This is a genomic window from Candidatus Schekmanbacteria bacterium (genome assembly GCA_016219965.1).
In the GTDB taxonomy this organism is placed as follows: domain Bacteria; phylum Schekmanbacteria; class GWA2-38-11; order GWA2-38-11; family J061; genus JACRJM01.
This window is the reverse complement of sequence record JACRJM010000015.1, coordinates 1-20,398: the sequence shown is the minus strand read 5'-3', so window position 1 is coordinate 20,398 and position 20,398 is coordinate 1. Positions and strand designations below refer to the sequence as shown.

Sequence of the window (20,398 nt, the reverse complement as noted above, 5' to 3'; positions counted from 1 at the left end):
TTATAGATGCACGATTAGTTCTACTGTAAGTTTTATGGAATACGGTTAGTTTGAAGACAGTTTTTAAATAAGCCAATAATGTCATTTGCATTAGAAGTTATTAAAAAAGGTTTTTGTAACTGTGAATAGGGTTTTCACAAGTATAATATTTTGTCAATAGAAATTAAAATCCCCCGGCAAAGCTCTGTTTGCCGGGGGAATGGATATTTTATCAATCTTTATATTCTTTATTTCTACATCAATCTGTTACCCACAATTCAACTGGCGGAAGAGATATGAGAACTCCGTCTTCACCGGAATCCCACTTGGTTGCAGTAGTACCAAGAACTCCTCTTGTAACCCCGTCAAAACCGGGTAGATAAACTGCGGTACTAGCAGAATGCGCAGTCGTTCTTGTACTGTCAAAACCGCGTACTGGGGTCCTTATCTGCACTCCTGTTGCATCCCATGTAACCACACCCGCTGTAGTGGTTCTCTGCGTGAATTTAATCTCTTCATTGTCAATCAATATGTTAGACAGGTTATCGTTTTTCTTAGAAGGAATATTTGCAACAGTACCACCCAGTACGATACTGTATGGAACTCCGGCAATCCCGTCGTTACGTCCTGCTTCAGTTGTGCCTATCCTTGTTGTCCTGAATACCGGCGCTCCCTTGTTATGGTTGCCGACGCCTGAATAATCAGGATGTACAACAGTGCCGCTTCGCGTAAGAGTTCCAAGAGTGCTCCCTGAAACACCGTCATATGTAATTACTTCACTTTCTATGCAAACTCCTCCCTTGCTTGTATCAAGCCCAAGGTTTCCGGGTATGTTGCTTAGAACCAATGTCGTGTCTGTAGCCCACAAAGTCCTTCCAAGGTATCCATTGTTTGCTGAAAGCGCATTCGTAAGGGTTGCCGCTGTTGATATCCTGTTAGAAGTATAGGTCACCTTCTCAGAATAAATGTAACTCTGCAGAACCGGTTCACCGAGAGGAGTCCTTGCCTGAAGCAACAGGGCGCCAGATGTAGGATACTCTGCTGAAGGAGTAGGGAATGCACCAGCGGGCTGTATGAAAGTGGTATCGCTCGGTGTTATATTGCCGCTTGATATATACTGTCCAGCCAACTGACTCTTTATACAAAGCGCATCATTGCTTGCAAGCCTGCCGCCGCCTCCATAAAGCTTCCCGCCTACGGATGCATAATTCTTTATGACCAGCTCGTTGTCGCCAAAACCATCTGTTGTAACTGTTATCCAGTTCACACCGTCTGCTGTCTTATACATACGGCAGCCCCCGTTAACTCTCTGGAACGGCTGGACTGTCACATATAGCCATCCCTGATGATTTCCCGGGAATAGTGTAAATTCGCTTCTACCATATACGTCATTTGGGCTGCCTGGGTCTATGCCTGCGTCAAAACCTGCATAGATAGGAACAGGTGATACTACAGTCCCACCCTTGTTAGCACCGCCTGATGTTGATGGTGTCGCATATCCAAATTCACTTGTAATGCTGAAACTATCCATCCTTCTTATCCAGTCACTGTCATTTGTTCTATTATTAGATTGCACATTTTTCACTGTAAACAACTCGCCGCCTGCATTGATGTATGGTCCTACACCCTGCGGCAGGTTTGATGACAATAGCCATATCTGCTCCTGTGTTCCGGCTGAACCTTCACTTGACGGAGTGAACGTAGCGAGCTGCGAACTTGTGGCATTTCCTGTCTCGCCCCAGCCGCGCTCATTGTTGCCGGTTGTAAGTCTTATGGTATTGCCTGATGCAGGTGTGAATCCTCCTGCGTGGAGTCCTATAATAAGCTTAGTCGTAGTATTGTCAATTACAGTGACATTGACAAATTCATTCGATCCCTGAGTTATTGTCGCAAAATGATGGGCATGGGCATGTGGTGTAAGGGTCGTCCCGTTTACGTTAACAGAATACTCTGCGCTTCCTGCATTCCACGGCTGCGTTACTGCCCCCATTATGTATGATGCATCATCAGATGTAAAATCATTGGCACAGGTCCAGTCGCTTTCAAGACGCCCACCGCCTCCGCCAATCTTTGTATCCGCTATATAGAGTACAACACCGGGCTTAGCTGTACCACCGCCTTTACCTGTATAACCATGTACTCCACTAGGCAAGGTTACTGTTCCACCGCCTAAAATCGCACCACCCACTCTTTTGCCAGGATTAGTAGCTGGAAGGGTTGGAACATCATCATTAAAAGCATCAGTCATGACAAGTGTCCATGTGCCTGCATCACCAGATGATGACCATGCAAGGTCTCCATCCTGGTTGCTTGAAAGCCATGTCCTGCCGTAACCTGCTCCTATGGTACCTGCAAATATACTACCGTCAAAACTGAAAACATTATATAACGCATTGGCATCAGTATTTGTATATACCTTTGTCCATGAACTTCCGTTATATCTGAAAAGGTCACCTCCGTCATTCATCCTGTCCTCAAGTCCACCGAGGAAGTTATGCTTGCCGCCGGTCACATAGAGATTACCGTTATAAGTAGTTGTGGCACCGCCCCAGTTGTTAAACATAGTGTTCAAAACACCATAAGCATCTGTTCCAAGATTGGCCCACCCGTCGCTGTTTACCTGCGTAAAACTGGTTAATGTAGGGTCATATTCCCAAACCTCTCCACCGGTGCGGGTATTGCTTGAATCATCTCGGTTTGGACGGTCCATCTTACCTATTACACCGTAAACCTTGCCGTTATAACCCTCAACACTGTTAAAGAAAAAGTTGTCCACTGTATCCGTTGCATCTTCTGCTGTTGCATTGTCCCAGCCAAAACTTACACCCGGACCTGCTATCTGATGCCAGTTGTCTGCATAAACATTTCCCGTAAAATTGAAACTAACTGATGCAGGATCAGAAAATTTCCATGTTACCGCTGAACCGGTAGCAGCTGGTGTTATTTTCTCGCCATTAGGGGCATGGTTAAAAAAAGCATAACCATCAGGGTCATAACCATTTTCGTTTAAAACTGATGCACCGCCTGTAATAGATGTTATAACTACATGGGTTGCATAAAAAGTGTCACTGGTGTTGTTTGTAATAGTAATATTGCCTGTCAATATTTTATTTGTACCATCCCATGACAGTCCAGTGCTTGTGAGTTTTGCCTGATTATTAACATCAGGATAGTAATCATAATACTGTTTTCTGGCAGCACGACGATTTGACTTTGACTTCCCATCATTATAAGTGAAAGTAATCGTACCCTTTTCGATGTCTACACTTCCTTTAAATGATGCATAAGGTTTTTTTTCTGCAGGACTTGCTTTTGAACTCTTTGATGCTGACGGCTTTCCTGAATCTCCACCGCTGCTGCCCCCTCCTCCACATCCGTATAGTCCGACCATAAAAACCAGACAGAAGAATATGGCAGCTAGTTTAAAGCCCAATCTCCATTTATTCATTTTGCCTCTCCTTAATTATATAAATCTTGGATTTTATTCTAAAATTATCTGAATCTTCCAGCAATACTAACCATTTAAAAGAACGTGGTGCCTGTTACATTAGAAACTGAAGTGAACAGAGTGATGTCTTCGAGCTTGCTGTAGATTTTGATCCTTGGCTCGTTGAAAGGTTTCTTCTTTGGAGAAACATCCTTGTTGTCACGTTTTTCGTGTTTCCCCTTTCCATTATTATTCATTGAAGTACCTCCATTTTATTAATAAAAAGTCCTTTTGGTGAAGGAAAAGCAATTTTTATGCCACTAAAATATTCAGCCACTTTGCCATCATTTAACCTATTGATAAATAGGTCAATTTATTGAAATAGATAATTCCAGCTTCTTCCATTTCAATTATGTTCAAACAAAAATAATGTTCAGTATTCCGACATTTTTTTTTGAATAAAATCAACCTATTGTTTTTTATAAGGAAAAAATGTTCAAAAACCCGACAAATAATATTTTTCATTTACATCACCCATAGCTGATTTTAAACTATTTAACAACATCGTTGTATTCCCAATTAGTTATTTTTATCTATGAAATGCTGTGGATTTCTCATTTATTTCTTCACTTAGCCTCAAATATTTAGCTGCTTCTGTTTGATTGCCCTCCAAAAGATAAGCTTTATATAAGTTGTAATAAATTATCGCGTCATATTTCTTGTTGTCATAGCTGAGCGCTTTTTTAAGACACTCAACAGCATCTTCAGAATTTCCTGTCTCAATATATAAAGTTGCAAGGTTATTTAAGACTTCCACATATTTAGGATTTAAACGTATAGCTTCCTTAAAATAGAATTGAGCTTTGCCAAATTCCTTATCAGCCATATACATGTTAGCAAGATTATTATATGCTTGATAAAAATTTTCATCTTCGTCAATAGCTTTTTTATAAAGAGCATAAGCCTTATCTTTTAAATTCATAGACTTATAAAGCATTGCAAGATTATAGTACCCTTCAGGTGAATGAGGTTTAACCCTTATCGCTTCCATGTATTGTTCTTCCGCTTTTTCGCTTATGCTGAGTTTTTTATAGAGATTACCGAGATTTATCCTGGCTTTAAAGATTGCTGTTGAATTATCTGAAAGTTCAATAGCTTTATTAAGGTATTCAAAGGCACCTTCATTATCGTTTCTTTCTTCATATACTATTGAAAGGTTAAAATAAGGATCTGCATATTCCGGTCCTATACTTATTGCCTTCTTGAAGATTTTTTCAGCAGAATCATAGTCGCCTTCCTCGTTGTATATTGCTCCAAGATTATTCATAACAAGATAATCGCTCGGAGATTTTTTTAGTGTATCTAACCAGAGCTTTTTACTATTTTCCCATACACTATTCCGCTTGAGAACAACACCGGCGAAAGAAAGCAGAAGAACAATTATAAAAATAGTAACTCCAAGCTTCACAGCCTCTGGATTTGGCCTCTTCATATCAGTTTTATAAATTTTAAATATAATCGCACCAAATATGATCATAATTCCAAAGGATGGAAGATAAATGTACCTGTCAGCCTTTAATATTGCTATGGGAATTATATTTGATACAGGTACAAGAGAAATAAAAAACCAGGCAAGACCGAAAAAATACCACTTATTTTTTCTGAATCGAATAAGCGTAACAAATAAAAGAATCAAAAAACATATTGAGAATAGAACATGTACATCTGTAATCGCCGCAGGAAGTTCAATATTGTAACGCACCTGAAGATTAAAAGGGAAGAAAAGCTGACGTATATAATCAGCAACAACTGTGACCATCGCCAGAAAAGTAATGTAAGCGCTGTCCATCCAGAATTCTTTGACCACATCTTTTTCAATTGCGGTATTGAGTGTAATTAAAGTGATAAACGCAGCTATCATAAAAAAGGGGAACAGATTTATTAATAACCTGGAAGGGATAAATTGATTTTCTTCTTCATTATAAAAACAATAGGCCATGAGAAAGAGAAGGAAGGGAAGCATCACGCCTGAAGGCTTTGAAAGAAGTGAAAATAAAAAAAACAAAAGAGATAGAAGATAATGAAAAGGCTTAGCTCCATTTTTCTTTGTTAAATATTTTGCATAAAACAACGCAGAGGCAAAGAAAAATAGTCCTCCAAGACAATCTTTTCTGGCTGACGCCCAGTTTACAACTTCAGAATGTATTGGATGGAAAACATAGAGAAGCGAGACCACAAAGGAAAACGATGTTTTTCCTGAAAGCTGATAGAGAAAAAGAAAAGCAAGAACGGAAGTTGCACTATAAAGGATAACATTTGTTAAATGATACCCATATGGATTGTTCTCAAACAACCTGTAGTCCAGCGCATATGACAGTTCTTTGAGCGGAAGATAATCTGTTCCAGTAGGACCTGAGAACATTTTCAATATATTTTTTAAACTCAGACTTCTAATAACGCTGTTATCCTTGATGAGCCAGTCATCATCATAATTAACGAGCTCATGTGTAATAGTTGAAGAGTAGAGCAAGAATGCAGAGACAAACAGGATTAAAGCAAGCGATACCTTGCGGTTATTAAGGTCAAGTTTCTCAAAAAGTGTCAAGTTATCCATCCCAGCCAGATATAATTATATTTTAGAAATCCTACCAGGTATAATCTGTGAACCATCACTATTTTTTCAGGGAAGAAAGCATCTCTTTTATATCATTTTTCGTATCACCATATCGTATTGCCTCTTCCAGATTCTTTATGGCCTCTTCCCTGTTTCCACGTATATTTTCTATTCTTCCGAGATATTCATAAGCTTCAAATGACTTCTGGTCCAAACGTAAAAGTTTCCTGAACCATTTCTCAGATTCGTCATACATCCCCTTTAAATAATAAAGATGTGCGATGTTAAACTTTACAGCAGGAAGATTCCCATTTACTCTATCGGAAGCAAGAAAAGCATCAACTGCTTCATCAATACGACCCAATTCTTTCAATGCAGTTCCTTTGTTAAGAATGGCATTTATGAAAGCAGGGTTTACTTTTAAAGCAAGATTAAATTCATTAAGCGCACTCTCCAGATTCTTGAGCTTCATATAAGTGATTCCCTTATTATTTCTCAGTTCAGGATTATCAGGGAATGATTTCAACCCCTTATCGAATGTATCCAGAGCCTCTTTGAAGTTGCTGATTTCAAGATAAATGACTCCCAAATGGTTCAGCCACTCATATTTGTTCGGTTCAATCTCAAAAGCCTTTTTTAAAGCCTCTATGGCAAGATCTTTTCTGCCTTGAATTTCGTACAAAATAGCAAGATTTCCATAGGCATCAGCGTAATTCTTCTCAAGCTCAATTGCCTTAGTATATTCTTTATAAGCAGATTTTAAATCCCCAAGTTCCTTGTAAACATTGCCAAGGTTATTATGGGCAAATGCATTATCAGGCTTGAGTTCAATTGATTTCCTGAGCATTTGAGCAGCATTTTTATAATCTCTCCTCTTGCCATAAATAAGCCCCAGATTCGAATAGGGGATATAACCATCTTTTTCAAGGTCAATGGCTTTATAAAAGATTTTTTCCGCTTCACTTTCATATCCGAGATCAAGGAGACACACGCCAAGATTATTATAAGGCCTGGACTTTAAAGGAGATTTCTTCACAGAATCCTGCCATAAACGGATTTCATTTACCCATATATTGTTTCTATTGACGGTAAGAGAAAGTAGAGAAATAAAAACCACCAGATAAAAACAAATTTCAAAAATATTCTGTCTTTTTGTTTTCACCGAAGAACTGAATAATTTCCCGAAGACAAGAACAACTATTGCCGCAAAAGCCATCGAAGGGACATAAAGCCATCGTTCAACGAGTATATCGCTTAAAGTCACGAAGACAACGGGGAAAAATGAAATAAAGTAGACCAATATGAAAAATCTTATTCCGCTCTCAAACCTTTCTGAGACAGCAATGAAAAAAGCACCGGCTATTAAGAGGAAACCGAAGAAAGTAATAATCGTAGGATCCTGCACAAGCGGGTAATAATGATCAACATTAAGATTGAATGGGAACAAAAGGAGCCTTACATATTCAACCGAAGCATTTATGTGGGTAAGAATATGTTTAAAATAACCCTTTGAAAGCTCTTCTTTGAGAAACGTCCCTTCCTGAAATTTTCTCAGGGAAAAGATCAAGCACCAGAAAATAATTGCTGGAATCATGGATTTTATAAAGCTGAATAGTTCAGATTTATTCCCGGGTCTTTTATAAATATAAAGATATGCAATAAGCATAAAGGGAAAGACCAACCCCCATTCTTTGCTTAAAGCAGATACCCCGAAGAATATAAGGGAAATGACGAGCTTTGAATCAATGAAGAAAAAAAGGCCAAGCATCATAAACAATGCGCTTAACATTCCCGACCTGCTGGAAATATATGTAACAGACTCAACGTTTACAGGGTTTAACAGAAAAATCATTGCAGCACAAAAAGCCCTTTTTGAATCGAATCCCGGAATCTTTTTAAGAAGCAGCAGAAAAGCAAATCCATTCAATATATGGATTACAATGTTTCCTATATGATACCAAAGAGGGTTAAATCTGTTGAAAAGATAGTTCAGACTGAATGTCAAATCATTGAATGAACGGTTAGGATAGGCAACAAATATTTTAACCGGGTCAAAAGTCCTAATCCCGTAATTTCCCATTACTGCCTTAAGGTCATCATAGATGAAAGGAACCCTGAGGGAATTGAAATAAGCGAAAGAAACTGCCGCAACAATGATTATGGGGAATATAAATTTTTTAATCAGTTCCATTCCCCTCGCCAATACGTGAGAGCATTTCTCTTGCAGCTTTGTTGTCAGGTGCAATTTCAAGCAATTTCATAAGATACTTCCTTCCCAGGTCGTTATTTCCAATGATGATGTAAATTGTTGCAAGATTACCCATCGCAGCAATGGAGTCAGGGACATATTCAAGAACCGAATTATAAGACATGACAGCCTCTTTATACGCCCCCTGCTTTACATAGTATTCACCGCAATCTACAAGGGCGCTTGTTGCTTTCAGCATCTCCTCCTCGTTTCCTTCAGTGCGATAAGCTTTGGCAAGGTTTGACCATGCAGGAGAATACCATTTGTTAATTTCCAGAGATATCTGAAACTCCCTTATTGACTCTTTAATTTTTCCGCTGGTTGCAAGTGCGACTCCATAATTGTTGTGCGTTCGCGGAGAAAGAAAAGCTTTTTTCACAGTATCTTCCCAGAGAGTAACACCGCTTTTCCATACCCTGTTCCTGTCAATTGTCATACCTACAAAACAGAAAGATATTATAACTGCAATGATAACCGCAGTTTTGGAGAATTGTTCCTTTCTGAAAAGCCAATATACAAAAAAAGAGAATATACTGTAGATGCCCGCAGAAGGAAGATAAAGCCACCGGTCAGCCATAATATCCTGAAATGGGAAAATGATATTGGGAGAAAGAAATATAAAATACCAGCACCAGAAGAAAATCACCCATATCTTTTTTGGCGCAATCAATATGGAAAAAAAGATTGAAAATACAAAAAGCAATAAATGCCCTGATGCACTGAATTCAAAGAAACTCTGCGGATTAAAAAACCAGTAAAAGATGCTTAGGTTTACCGGCAGAAGGACGGTTCTAAAATTCTTCAGGGAAGCTTCAGCCTGTAAAAGAAAATGAAGATATGAATCTGTCACAAAGCCTGTACTTAAGCTGTCTCCTCTGGCATATTTCCTGTAAAACATATAGACACATGCCATAACAAGAAATGGGGCAAGTGACAAAAAAGACTGTTTAAGTTTTTTCGTGCCATTAATACAAAAAACTGCGACAGGCAGAAGAAAAAAGAGCATTGCTCCCCTTTCCTTAGTAAGGGTTGCCGCAATATAAAAAAATACAGAAGCTGCAAGATAAAGGTTTTTTTCCTTTTCAAGAAAACAAATCAAAAAATAAAAAGAAGGGAAAATAAAAAAGGCACAAAGAATTTCAGACCTGCTTGATATGTATGTAACAGATTCAACCATGACAGGGCTTAATGCAAAAAAAATTGAACATAAGAAGGCAGGCGAAGCAGGCTCTTTTATCTCATATTCTTTCAAAAGATGGGGCTGAAGCTTCAGTATGAGAAGATAAAGAAAAATAACATTGGCAATATGGATCAGAATATTCACAATTCTGTATCCTGAAGTGGAAAGAGCGGAAAAATGATAATTGAGTGCGAATGAAAGGGTAAGCAGAAAGCGAAAAGGATTTGCTTTAAAGATATCCTGAATATCCAGAGACCTTATGCTCTTGTCTTTGTATATGACCCTTTCATCATCATAGTGGAAAGGAGCATCAAGGCTTATGGAATAGATAAGAAAGACTATGATCGCAAGGATAGCCAGAAATACACTCTTCCTCCTGACAAATTCCAAGCTTTCTGTAATCATTATTTTTTTGATGACCCTGATTGAATGGATTTTAAAACTGAAGCTGCCCTTGAGTCATCAGGTTTTATGGAGAGAAGTTTTTGAAGGCTTGTTACAGCCTCATCCCTGTTTCCCATCTTTAATAAAACAAGCGCCATATTACCGTATGCCTCATAAATATTTTTATTAATACCCAATGCCTCCCTGTAAATACCAAGCGCCTTATTCAGGCTCTCCGGGTCCCCATCAACCTGATAAGTGTTAGCCAACCCGAGGAGGGAACCTATATCCCCGGGATCCTTTTTAAGACAGCTCAAATAAATTTCCCTCGCTGTCGCATTTTTACCGGCAGCAAAAAAAACATCTCCTTTTTTTCTCTCGAGTTCAACGCTGAAAATCCCAAGACCTTCAAGCTTTCCAGTAATTCTTACTGCCTCATCGTTCCTTTTAGAATGATACAGCAGCTCCGCTAAATTCTCAAGGGCAGGTTCATAATCAGGGTTTCCGTCTAAAACTCTTCTTAGCCACTTTTCTGCCATATCATATTGACCTTTACGTGCATAGATCATCCCTATATTAAATAGATTTTCTTTCATGGTATTTCCCATATCATAAGCTTTAATGTAATTATTGAGGGCGTCATCCATGTGTCCTTCAGATGCATCAAGTAAACCGAGGTTAAAATAGGAAAGAGCATAGCCCGGATCAAGCTTTAAAGCATATTGAAGTTCTTCACGGGCTTTGAATATATCCCCGGCTTTGCCGTAACAGTAGCCAAGATTATTCCGCGGCCTTGCTTTAAGAGGGGACTTTTTTGCTGCATCTTCCCAAAGAGAGATTTCACTTGCCCAAACCATGTTTCTCTTTGCCGCAAGGGCAGCAAATAAAATAATAACCGCAATTCCCGCATACAAGATACACTTCATGAAAACCCCGCGTTGAAGTTTTGTCCGCAAAATAGCAACCTCTATGACTGCAAACGAAACCCCTGAAACAGACATATAAAGCCACCGTTCAGACATAATATCTTTTAAAGGAATAATAATATTAGGAAGAAGGGGAATAATGAACATCATAGACCCAAAAAGAATGAATGGATGGTCATATCTCTTCTTTATAAGCCATATGAGAAAAGATATAACTACAGCGAGAACCGTTATTTCCGCTGCAAGGGCAAATCCATGAGGTGTTCCTATAGTATGGTCTATGTTCTGATTTACAGGGAAAAAAAGCAGCCTAAGGTAAGTTCGCATTGATTCAAGCATTCCTGAAGCCTGCTCTAACGGTTCCCTCATCATACTTTTCTGCTCTTCGGCGCTTGAGGCAAATTTTAACCTATAGAAAGAATAGGCAAGAGTAACTGCGACAAATGGAGCCAAAGAAAGAAGGGAACGCTTTACCATCCCAGCCTTCCCTGTCCGGAATACCCAAATGTATGCCAGTAATATTATGGGGAAGACAACAGCCCTTTCCTTTGAAAAAAGAGCCATCAGAAAGAAAAACAATGATACCGCATAGAGCGGAATTTTAAGTTTTTCATTTTCCGCTTTTAAGAACAGAATCCACGACGCTGTCACAAAGAGAAATGAAAGAAGCTCAGACCTGCTGCTCACATAAGTTACCGACTCTATCTGCACAGGCTGGACAAGGAAAATAGAAGCACAAAAAAATAAAGCATTCCTTGAAATCGCGTATCCTTCTGCTTCAGCTATGTTTACGAAGAGTATGTAAAGCAAAGCAGAATTCAATACGTGAACAATGATGTTGAATGTCCTGTATAGCGCAGGATCCGTTGCGCCAATAAAGTAGTTAACCGCATAAGAGAGATTGACAACAGGCCGCGTAGGATCAAAGGAGAAAATCTCTTCCGGGTGTGCCATGGAAGTGATGCTCCTGTTATTGATTATTGATCCCCAGTCATCATACTGGAATGGATAATTAAGAGTACCTCCGTAAACTGCGGCTGCAAGGATAACTAAAAGGAGATATTTCCAACTCTCATGTAGCAATGTTTTTTTTATGCCGGGACTCATTTCCTGTCGTCAAGACTTGCTTTTAGTATGGCCACCTCCTGTGCAACATCCTTAAGCTGGTCAGTAAGCTTAGATATCTTGACTGAGAAATGGAGGCTTATCATAACCAGAAAGAGCAGACCAAAAAGAAAAAGCGTAGAAGTCGGAAGCACCGCCCCGATGGCGTGAGTGATAAAAACGAGAAGCCTGTACCAGAGGGAAAGGATTATCAATGTTATGCCGGTAATGATCCATAAAAAAGAATATTCCTCTCTTAATCTCCTGCGCCTTACAAGCTCAACTATTACGATCAGGATAAGCACACTTACGACAAGGGCAAATATTTTTTGTGTCAGCGGCATTCATACCCTCCTGTTAATTTGCAGTGTCTTTTCTCAGAAACGTTACAAATATAGAAAAAAACATCTTAAATATATAATAAAAAGGTTTAAGCCCAGAATGCATTGATTTCCCCCCTGCAGGAGGAAGCATCTTTACCGGAACCTCAACAATTTTAAGCCCTGCCCTCTTGGTCGCTATAAGGATATCTGCATCAGGAAAATCAGAAGGGTAAACAGGGGAGCAGAAAAACTCAATAGTCCTTCTGTTCATTGCCTGGAAGCCGGAAGTAGGGTCAGTAACCTTAAAACCTAAAGACCACGAGGCAAGCTTTGAAAAAATAAGGGAGCCCAACATCCTTATCATAGAACCGCGGTATACATTATCTCCAGAATATCTTGAACCTACGGCAAGGTCCGCGATTCCCTGCATTACTGGAGTCAGCACTTTATGTGCCTCTTCAGCGATGTGCTGGCCATCAGCATCCATGATAAGTGAAAACCGGAACCCATTCTTAAGGGAATACTTAAAACCTGTCTGAAGCGCAGCACCATATCCAACATTAACCGGAAGACTTAGCACTGTCGCCCCATGAGAGATTGCAGTTTCGGCAGTCTTATCTTTCGATCCATCGTTGACAACAACTATCGTCCCCTCCGGTAAAGCATTCCTCACAGCTTTGATGACACCGGCAATATTTCGTTCCTCGTTGTAAGCCGGAATTATGATACAAAGCTTCTTACCTGAATCGATTATTTTATCATTCATATTGTCATTCATATCGCTTATTTATATTTCCTTTTCAGCTCTTCCGTATAATACTAACAAGTTCCCCGTATTTAGCAGGGCTTAAAAACCTGATCATTATTCCGTATAATAAAAAATAAATAATCCATGCTGATGAAATCTTAAAAAACCCGCCTGTCGTCATACCGGTTATAGAAGCTTCCACACCCCTGAAAACATACCATACAATCCCTAAAGATATTAACCCATAAAGTGAAACATCAGGAGGAAAAACAGATGAAGGGATATATTTTATCACCATTCCCTTCATTCTCATCACAGCAACAAGATAGATCACTATGGCAAGCGTGTAGGCGAGCTGTGCAGCAGCAAGAGTATATACTCCTAAACTATCCCTGAATAAAAATAGAACAATAAGGTTCACAGGAACACTGACTGCTCCTGATATAAAAAGATGTTTTCCTTCATTCATGGCAAAGAAAAGAGAAAAAAGCTGGAGACAGACTCCGCCGATTATAACGACCGGCATATAGGCCTTTACGAGAAATGAGAAAACTTCAATCTGCCGCGGCGAAAAAGTATCACCGAAGAAAAAGGCAACCGCAGGCGTTGCCATGAAGAAGAACGATATAGCCACCGGAACTGTAAAGAGGGCATTGAATCTTAAACACCCTTTTATATATTTTTCTATCTCATCTGCCTTTCTGACCATTGACGGAACAGACACAACTGAAATGGGAAATGATATAATATAAATTATGAAAGCCGCTATTGTAGATGAATAGGCAAAAATGCTCGGGGTCCCCTTCTCGAACACACTTGAGTAGCTCTGAAGTATCCAATAGTTTATCTCATTGAACATGTATATTGCAGATCCTGTAACTATGGGAGTCGTTATTACACGCAAATCAGACATTGTAAGCTTCCTGAATTTTGGCAAAAACCGGCATTGGACAGACTTTACAAAAACTATCGCAAAGGAAATCAAATAACCTGCAACCATTCCAGCAATGACAGAATATATTCCAAATGAGTTTCTAAAGACGACCAAAAACAAAAAACACACCGCATTCACAACTGCTATGGCAGCGGCAGGAACGGAAAATATGCCGCGTGCTCCAAGGGCTGCGGAAAAAACAAAACCTGCAAACATAAAAACAAGCCCCGGCACCATGAATTTCAGCATTAAAGAGACTATATTAAGCTGTTCCTCATTAAAACCAATGCCTGCAAGCATAGCTGCTTCACGGCTGAAAACAAACAGAAGAATGCACAGTGGCAATGTAATATAAATGACTGTTAAAAGAGATTCTCCGAGCCTTTCCCTGAATACTTCATGATCCAGGTCTGCCGAGAGCATTGCAGAAAGCGTATAACGAAATGTAGATGCGAAGGTCAGAAAAAAAAGCCAGATTACATTCACTGCAAAAAAAGCATCGGTGATTGCCCCTGCACCGAAATACCTCCCTATGAAATAATAGGTAAGAGAACCAAAAAAGGAGGAGAGAAAAATACCCACCGACGTATAATAGGCATTTTTCCCCATACCATGTTTTGTATCCAGACCAGTGTTATCAGCTCTTTTCTCTGACATATTATCCTTTGACTGCCAGGGCAACGATATAGTGCCCCATTCCTATAAGTTCATCTGCCTTTATTAATGAAAGAGCTTTTAAAAATATTTGAGCGGATTTCCCCATTCCCCTTGTTGTCATCTCATATCTGCCCGGCCTTGAAAAACCTTCTACTTTTAATGATATTACTTTAAACCCTGAAGACTCAATAAGTATCCTGAGTGAAGCGGGCGTATAGTAGAAAATGTGATTTTCATCAGGTTTATATGTTAACCCTTTAAACACTCTGCCAAGTATTGAGTAAATTAATACCCTTGCTAAAAAGAAACGTTCATTTGGAACTTCTATCAGCACTGCACCCTGCGGGCTTAATACACGGTTTACCTCTTTCATGAAGACGTGCGGTTCTCCTATGTGCTCAAGAAGGTGCGACATATTTATCAGAGAAAACTCTCCATCCCCGAATTTCGATTCTTCAAGAATACCGCAACTTACTCTTGCACCGTCAATTTTTCCTGCAACAGCACATGCCTCTTCGCTTACATCTATCCCGGCAGTCTCCCACCCAAACTCCTTCCCCACCTCAATAAAACATCCGGTGGAACACCCGATATCCAGCAATTTCCCTATTGGAAGCTGAGAAAGAATACTATTAAAACGCCATCTAAAAAGTTTTTTTTGAAAAATCCTTATATCCTCTGCTACTGAAGAGTACTTTTCGTTCCCATCTTCCGTGCCATCATATCTGCCTGAACCCCGGAAAGCATTAAACATTACACCGCATTCCCCGCATTTAAAGAAATCTTGAAGTACGGTATTACCGGTTTTATTTAAGTTACCTGAACCACAAATCTTACATTTCTCGTTTCGCATATAGGTAATCAACAAAAATAAATATTGACTTTTTAACAGATTAATATTGTTAATTTGAATTATACAAGGAGTATAATGTCACAACGCCATGTTTAAAATAAAGAAAGTTCAAAACACTTTTCTGGCAGTTCTTTCTCTTTTTATATCTTTCCTTCTTATTGAAACAGGAGTCAGGATATTTTACAAGTTCAAATCCCAGTATATTCCCCATCCCTATGGCCTTAATATACCCGATGCTAAAAGAAGCTACAAGCTTGCTCCTAATTTCAGAGGGTTTTTTCTCGACCAAGAAAATCATCTTATATCAAAAGCCAAAACCAACTCAATAGGCTTAAGGGATTATGAATATGGAGAGAAAAAAGATAATGTCTACAGGATACTTGTTCTCGGAGATTCTTTCACTTTCGGTTCAGGTGTTGAAATGGAAGATACTTTCCCAAAACAACTTGAAATATTGCTGAACGAAGGGGACAAAAGCAGAAAATATGAAGTTCTAAACGCAGGCGTTCAGGGATACGGCACAGATCAGGAATTCTACTTTCTTGAAGAATGGATAGATAAGCTAAAACCAGACCTGGTAATTGTGGGATTCTATGTTGAAAATGACATAACGGATGTAATGATAGGAGCACTTAATCATTATATCGTGAAAAACGGCTATCTGTTTGACAATCAAAAGCATAACGCAATTGAAAAAGAAAAAAACTTCATGGAAAGGCATAGCCAGGCTTATGAATTTCTAGAGGAGAGAACACAGGAATTGATGTATAAGACAGGACTTGCCCGGTATGTAATGAGGAATCGCTATGTAAAGCCTCCTCTTGACATGATGCTCTATCTCAAAGAGCTTCCACCTGAAATCAAGGACGCTTATGATAAAACAGAAGGGTATCTTAAAAAAATTTCTGACCTTTCAATGCAAAAAGGGGCAGAAACACTGATCATGATAATTCCACACAATATGCAGGTAATAGAGAAAGTATGGTACGACTGGCTCAAATCATATCACCAGAATCCTCAGGACTACAGCATAACAAAAATAAATGATGAGATTAAGGATTTTGCAAAGGGAAATAATATCGTTTTTTTTGACCTCCTTGACAAACAGAGGATGGAAGAACAAAAAACACACTTATTTCTTCCCGCAGACATGCACTGGAACAATGAAGGACATAAGCTGGTAGCTCAAGATCTTTATGGTTTTTTGTCAGAGAAAGGATTACTGAAGTAAATCTTTTTTTTATTTGAGATGCTTATTCAGGACTGCCATACATGCATCGAAAACCCCATCAACCGTTATCTCATTCATGCACCATTTTTCAGGCACCTTGCATTCTTTTATAGTACAGGGGTGAAGCGAGCAGGTTTCTTTGAAAAGAACAGCGTTTCTCCCCCCTCTATGGGCAAACCTTCTCATGTCGCCTGGCCCGAAAAGCTGAACTGCCGGCACATCGGATGATACTGCAAGATGGACCGGCCCGCTGTCATTGCCGACAAATAGTTTTGCTCTTTTCAGGAGTGCCACAAACTCAAGGAGCGAAGTTTTTCCGGCAAAATTGTGCATTGCCATTTCGCCGCCAATCAGATTCTCTATCCCCTTTTTTTCTCCTTCTGAGCCTGTCATTATTACAGTAAGCCCTGCTTCATCTCTCAGCCTTCGAGCAAGTTTTAGAAACCTGTCCGCATCCCATGTATTCCATTTGTGCCCTGTAAAGGGAGAAATCACTGAATAGGATAAGCTGTTATCCAGATTATTCTCCCGCAAAAGCCTACCTACAGCTTCATTCTCAGCATCAGAAAGAGAAATCCCCATCTTACATTCGGGCTCTTTTTCTCCGAGGAATCTGAGGACATCCTCCATCCGCTCCAGTTCATGGTATCTTGATTGAGATAAGGGGATAATGTCTGTAAGAAAAAAATATCCTCCTTCATTCCCAAACCCTATCCGCGAAGGTATCCTGCTCATAAATACAAGCATATTGGTAAAGATATCGCCTCGCAAGATAACTGCGAGATCGAATTTTTTCTCCCTCAGTTCCCTGAGCAACAGCAGAGCGTTTTTAATATCATGTAAAATCGGGATTTCTCTTTTTGACCCTGTCATGTAGCAATTTAAAATTCCATCGTATGTTATGATCTTATAAGAATTTCTTTCGTATCTGAATATGTCTTCCGCCATGCCGGAAATCAGGAGTGTCATCTCAGCAGCAGGAAAAAGCTTCTTTATCCCCCTTATCGCAGGGATTGAAAGAACAACATCCCCGAGCTTGTCCATTCTGAATACAGCGATACGCTGCGGATTCACAGGGAGGCTTCTTTTTTTTATGAAAAACCGGAAAAAAGAGAGTATCGCACCGCCAACAAAATCAGTGACAATGGCGATTAATTTGTAAGAACCGCGCATGTATTGGTATTTGTTCTTTTTCAATGTCATCTCTATAAACCGTAAAATCAGGATATTAAATTTATATTATACCCAACACCATAATTAAAGGTAACAAAGATTAATCGCACAATTTATTTCCTGGACCGGAACTTACGTACATTTTTCTAATTAGCGTAATGAAAAAAAATCATATTTGACATATTTGGTCTATGATATTTAATATTGACATATAGATGACTTAAGAAACTTTTTCATGGCTATTTTCACTATTTGCTATATTTAGCTACTCTCAATAGACTATAAAATCTTTTTTCAGGAGATAAAATATAAATATGAAGAAAATTCTTTTATTTTTATCAATTTTTATATTAGCAACTATTTCCTATGCCAGCACACTGCCTGACAAAACTACCATTGTGGAAAAGTCTGCCAGGTTGCAAATTCCTTTTATTGAAAACAAGGGGCACATTAAAGACAAAGCTGCAAAATTTTATGCCAGCACATTTGCAGGAAATGTGTATGTGACTGATGAGGGTCAAATTATATATGGGCTGGTAAAGGAAGATAGCTCTAATCAGAAGGGAGATGAAAAAACGTATCAAATGGTTACACTGAAAGAAACCATTATAGGTGCAACGAAGACAAATATTAAAGGCGAAAGCAAATCTGCAACACAGGTCAATTACTTCGTCGGCAGCAAAGATGAATGGAAGACCGGAATCCCAACATGGGAAAGTGTTAATTTAGGTGAAGTTTATGAAGGCATAGAGCTTAAGCTTAAAGCGTATGGTAAGAATGTTGAAAAATTGTTTTATGTCAATGAATGCGGAGATGTTGAAGACATAAAACTCAAATTTGAAGGTGCTGAAAATATTACAGTAAATGAAAGTGGAGAACTTGAAATTGAAACAGCGGTTGGCACTGTTAAATTCACTAAACCCTTTGCTTATCAGGAAATTGAGGGAAAGAAAGTTGAAGTAGAAGCTGATTTTATAATTGGCTCTTCACTTTCATACGGTTTTCAGGTTGCATCTTATAATAAAAGTTATCCTCTTATTATCGACCCGCTTCTGGCATCGACTTTTATTGGAGGAAGTGCATCTGATGGAGCTACTTGTATTAATATTGATCCTTCAGGAAACGTTTTTGTTTCAGGAAGAACTAATTCATCTGGTTTCCCCGCACAAGACGCTTATGATCCATCATATAATGGCGGTTACTCTTATGGTGATATTTTTGTATCAAAGATAGATAATACGTTAAGCACCCTGCTTGCATCGACATTTATTGGTGGTAACAATGACGAAGCTGCTTCTGCCATGACTATAGATCCTTCAGGAAATGTTTTTGTGACAGGAGGAACCTCATCACATAATTACCCTATAACTGAGAATGCTTATGATAACTCAAATAGTGGCAGCTATTTTTATACTATTTTTGTTTCCAAACTTGACAATACATTAAGCAACCTTCTTTCTTCAACATTAATAGGAAGAGACGGCTATAGTATAGGCTTTGCCATAGCCGTAGATTCATCAGAAAATGTTTTTGTGGCAGGAGAAACTGCATCAGCTGATTTTCCAACTACAGAAGGTGCCTATGATACTTCATTTAATGATGGCTCAGCGTATGGTGGTGATGTTTTTGTATCAAAACTTGATAGCACTTTAAGCTCTCTTCTTGCGTCCACATTCATTGGAGGAAATTACGACGAATATGCTTTTGCCTTAAAGATAGATAATTCTGGGAATGTTTTTTTGACAGGAAGAAATGAATCATCTGACTTTCCAACTACAATAGGGGCCTATAATACTTCCGGTGGTGTTTTCGTATCAAAATTAAACAATACCTTAAGCTCTCTTCTTGCATCCACATTCATTAATGGATATGAGGCAAGTGCCATGACAATAGATTCAGTTGGAAATATTTATATTGCAGGGACAGCATCTAATCCACCAAGCGGAGGTGTTTTCGTATCGAAATTAGACAATACCTTAAGCTCTCTTCTTGCATCCACATTCATTGGAGGGCTATATTCTGGAAGTGAAGGAAAGGGAATAGCTATTGATTCTATAGGAAATGTTTTTGTTACAGGTAAAACCTTATCATCTATTTTCCCAACTACAATGTCCAGCTATGATACTTCTTTTAACGGTTCTTATGATGTTTTTGTATCAAAGTTAGACAGTACATTAAGCTCTATTATTGCCTCAACTTTAATAGGTGGAAACGATAGTGAAGTTGCTTATGGCATTGCAGTAGATTCAAACGGAAATATTTTTATCGCTGGTGATACTTTGTCATCGTATGGAACTTATCCCTATCCTTCAACAAATGGAGCATATAATACTTTATCTAACGGCAGCAATGATTGTTTTGTCTCCAAATTCGATAACAATTTAAGTGCCGGAACAGGAACTTCCTCGGCCATCACTCTCGTATCATTCACTGCAAGATTGAAGGAGAGCTCAGTCCAATTAAAATGGCAAACCGAAACAGAAATCGACAATATTGGTTTTAACATTCTTCGCAGTGAATCTGAAGAAGGGCCATACAAAAAGATAAATAAAAATATCATCCATTCAAAAGGAAGCTCAACTAAGGGCGCTTCCTACAAATTCACCGATAATAAAGT

General features: G+C 38.9%; 13 protein-coding genes. 2 read left to right on the top strand and 11 right to left on the bottom strand.

Annotated elements, in window-relative coordinates; translation table 11 throughout:
• Positions 1 to 238: 238 nt before the first annotated feature.
• The 10 genes from HZA77_13525 to HZA77_13480 all read right to left on the bottom strand — a co-directional run bounded on the left by HZA77_13525 (position 239) and on the right by HZA77_13480 (position 15,278).
• Positions 239 to 3,427 (bottom strand): hypothetical protein, encoded by a 3,189-nt coding sequence (locus HZA77_13525; GenBank protein MBI5376448.1) that lies wholly within the window; start codon positions 3,425 to 3,427, stop codon positions 239 to 241.
• A 74-nt stretch (positions 3,428 to 3,501) separates the two neighbouring features.
• Complete coding sequence (locus HZA77_13520; protein ID MBI5376447.1) at positions 3,502 to 3,663, bottom strand: hypothetical protein; 162 nt, start codon at positions 3,661 to 3,663, stop codon at positions 3,502 to 3,504.
• Positions 3,664 to 3,995: 332 nt separating this feature from the next.
• Positions 3,996 to 6,020 (bottom strand): tetratricopeptide repeat protein, encoded by a 2,025-nt coding sequence (locus HZA77_13515; GenBank protein ID MBI5376446.1) that lies wholly within the window; start codon positions 6,018 to 6,020, stop codon positions 3,996 to 3,998.
• Positions 6,021 to 6,078: 58 nt separating this feature from the next.
• Positions 6,079 to 8,211: a tetratricopeptide repeat protein gene (locus HZA77_13510; protein ID MBI5376445.1), complete on the bottom strand. Its 2,133-nt coding sequence runs from the start codon at positions 8,209 to 8,211 to the stop codon at positions 6,079 to 6,081.
• Positions 8,198 to 9,853 carry a hypothetical protein gene (locus HZA77_13505; protein MBI5376444.1) on the bottom strand — a complete coding sequence of 552 codons (1,656 nt, stop codon included), beginning with the start codon at positions 9,851 to 9,853 and terminating at the stop codon, positions 8,198 to 8,200. The genes HZA77_13510 and HZA77_13505 overlap by 14 nt, the downstream gene beginning before the upstream one ends.
• Positions 9,853 to 11,865, bottom strand: a complete 2,013-nt coding sequence (locus HZA77_13500; protein MBI5376443.1) for a tetratricopeptide repeat protein — start codon at positions 11,863 to 11,865, stop codon at positions 9,853 to 9,855. The genes HZA77_13505 and HZA77_13500 overlap by 1 nt, the downstream gene beginning before the upstream one ends.
• Positions 11,862 to 12,206: a DUF2304 domain-containing protein gene (locus HZA77_13495; protein ID MBI5376442.1), complete on the bottom strand. Its 345-nt coding sequence runs from the start codon at positions 12,204 to 12,206 to the stop codon at positions 11,862 to 11,864. The genes HZA77_13500 and HZA77_13495 overlap by 4 nt, the downstream gene beginning before the upstream one ends.
• Before the next feature lie 13 nt (positions 12,207 to 12,219).
• Complete coding sequence (locus HZA77_13490) at positions 12,220 to 12,963, bottom strand: glycosyltransferase family 2 protein (protein ID MBI5376441.1); 744 nt, start codon at positions 12,961 to 12,963, stop codon at positions 12,220 to 12,222.
• A 22-nt stretch (positions 12,964 to 12,985) separates the two neighbouring features.
• Positions 12,986 to 14,524 carry an oligosaccharide flippase family protein gene (locus HZA77_13485; protein ID MBI5376440.1) on the bottom strand — a complete coding sequence of 513 codons (1,539 nt, stop codon included), beginning with the start codon at positions 14,522 to 14,524 and terminating at the stop codon, positions 12,986 to 12,988.
• A gap of 1 nt (position 14,525) precedes the next feature.
• Positions 14,526 to 15,278: a class I SAM-dependent methyltransferase gene (locus HZA77_13480; protein MBI5376439.1), complete on the bottom strand. Its 753-nt coding sequence runs from the start codon at positions 15,276 to 15,278 to the stop codon at positions 14,526 to 14,528.
• A 187-nt stretch (positions 15,279 to 15,465) separates the two neighbouring features.
• Here HZA77_13480 and HZA77_13475 point away from each other — a divergent pair, with 187 nt between their 5' ends.
• On the top strand, positions 15,466 to 16,608 hold the full coding sequence (locus HZA77_13475; GenBank protein ID MBI5376438.1) for an SGNH/GDSL hydrolase family protein: 1,143 nt from the start codon (positions 15,466 to 15,468) through the stop codon (positions 16,606 to 16,608).
• Positions 16,609 to 16,617: 9 nt separating this feature from the next.
• Here HZA77_13475 and HZA77_13470 read toward each other — a convergent pair whose 3' ends face one another.
• Positions 16,618 to 17,805, bottom strand: a complete 1,188-nt coding sequence (locus tag HZA77_13470) for a glycosyltransferase family 9 protein (protein MBI5376437.1) — start codon at positions 17,803 to 17,805, stop codon at positions 16,618 to 16,620.
• 290 nt (positions 17,806 to 18,095) lie between these two features.
• Between HZA77_13470 and HZA77_13465 the strand changes: the two genes are divergently transcribed.
• Positions 18,096 to 20,398 (top strand): SBBP repeat-containing protein (locus HZA77_13465; protein ID MBI5376436.1); only part of this gene is annotated, 2,303 nt, incomplete at its 3' end.